The 1577-nt window shown below is 41.8% G+C and carries 1 protein-coding gene; it reads left to right on the plus strand.

Annotation, left to right across the window (positions count from 1 at the left end; genetic code table 11):
* The first annotated feature begins 296 nt into the window (after positions 1-296).
* Positions 297-1400, plus strand: coding sequence for a hypothetical protein (locus tag G5B42_RS11445; protein WP_181340605.1), 1104 nt, complete (start codon positions 297-299; stop codon positions 1398-1400).
* Positions 1401-1577: the final 177 nt, after the last annotated feature.

A 1577-nucleotide genomic window follows, 5' to 3' on the forward strand; every position in this document is an offset into this window, starting at 1 on the left:
GGATATGAGTGAATACCTTCAGTGGCAAGAAGAGCAAAAACAAATCAATGATCAAAGCAATATTGCGTATATCAGATAAGCTTATTGATAACTGAGGAATTTACACACTAATTTGGACTTGATCCCAGTACGCTATAATGAGTCAAATTTTTCTCCCTACCCTGGCTCAGCAATTAGTTGACAGTAACTGATAACCCACAGCCGATGCTGTCAAAACGGTTTGTTTGACGGTCAAACCCAACAGAGGGGAGAACAATAGATCGTAATGTGGAAATCGATATTAAGGAGGAAAGCAAATGGACATGATTGTTAAAAACCTTCAACAAAGTTATCGATTATACCTGAAGAATTTTAGCCTGTTGTTGCTGGCTTCGGCAATTGCCGGACTAATTACCTTTCTTTCCCTCGGACTTCTCGCTGGTCCTGTGCTCGGCGGCTTTTTACTTCTTGGAGTTAAACTGCTCCGCGGAGAAAAAGGAGATTTAAATGAGATCTTTACCCACTTTGATCAGTTTCTTTCTACCTTAATGCCAACACTTTTGCTTTGGGGAGCCGGGGTAGTGTTTTACATAATTGGCGTCATCCCGGTAATTGGGCGGATAACCAACTTTGTCGTTAGTCCGGTTTTGTTCCTTCTTTATTTCCTGACGATCGGTTTCATCGTGGAACAGAAAAGCGAACCGCTGCAGGCGCTTAAACGTAGCGTCGCCTGTTTTGCCATGGACTGGGTGCAGCTTTGGTTATATAGTTTGGTAATGATGATCATCGGCGGAATTGGTTTTATCCTCTTTGGGGTTGGTGTTATTCTGACCGTTCCTGTTGGCATGATGGGCATGGTTCTTGTCTATCGACAGCTTGCCGTAGTAGAACCGTTCCCGTTTAAACCGGAAAAACAAATAGTTCTAAAGGGCGGAATTGCTCTCTCGGCCTTGTTGGTTATTGGCATTGTTTGTCTATTGTTTGGCTTCGGGAGGATGTCGTCCCCCACCCTATCCACCAGTCTTACTTCTAAAATTATCAGCGGGATCACCGGACAAAAGATTGAGGTTGACCAAAAAGGCGGTCGCTTTAAGCTTGGGGGTCTGAGTTTCGGTTCCGGCCTTCCCGAGAATTTTCCGAAAGATATACCCGTCTATCCCCAGGCGGAAGTGGACGGTTTTATCGGAGGTAAAGACGGTGAATTATCAGGCTCCACGACGATCCTGACTTCTAAGGATTCTGCCGCGAAGATTTATGATTATTACGTAAAAAATCTTGAAGATAAAGGCTGGGTTGTTACATCCCAGGACCTCGGCGAAATGAAGATGATTAGTTTTCAAAAAGATAAACGCTCCGGTGTTATCACAATTAACCCCAATGCTGAACAGTGCGATATTATAATCGGTCTGACTATGGAGTAGTGTTTCACTTATTGACAAAATATAGGAGCATTCCTGTATTGAAATCAAATGAACTTTATGAGGATAATATGAAATATATAAATATCCTGAAGGATGAATATTTGTCTGTTTATTTTAAGAATTATGCTATATGCAATATGATTCCTTTCGATATGGAAAGAAATAAGAAACTATTAT

It is taken from the genome of Capillibacterium thermochitinicola (assembly GCF_013664685.1).
Taxonomy (GTDB): domain Bacteria; phylum Bacillota; class UBA4882; order UBA10575; family UBA10575; genus Capillibacterium; species Capillibacterium thermochitinicola.

Excerpts from the sequence above, each read along its gene's own strand:
- G5B42_RS11445 (WP_181340605.1), top strand. The coding sequence starts at position 297 with ATGGACATGATTGTTAAAAACCTTCAACAAAGTTATCGATTATACCTG.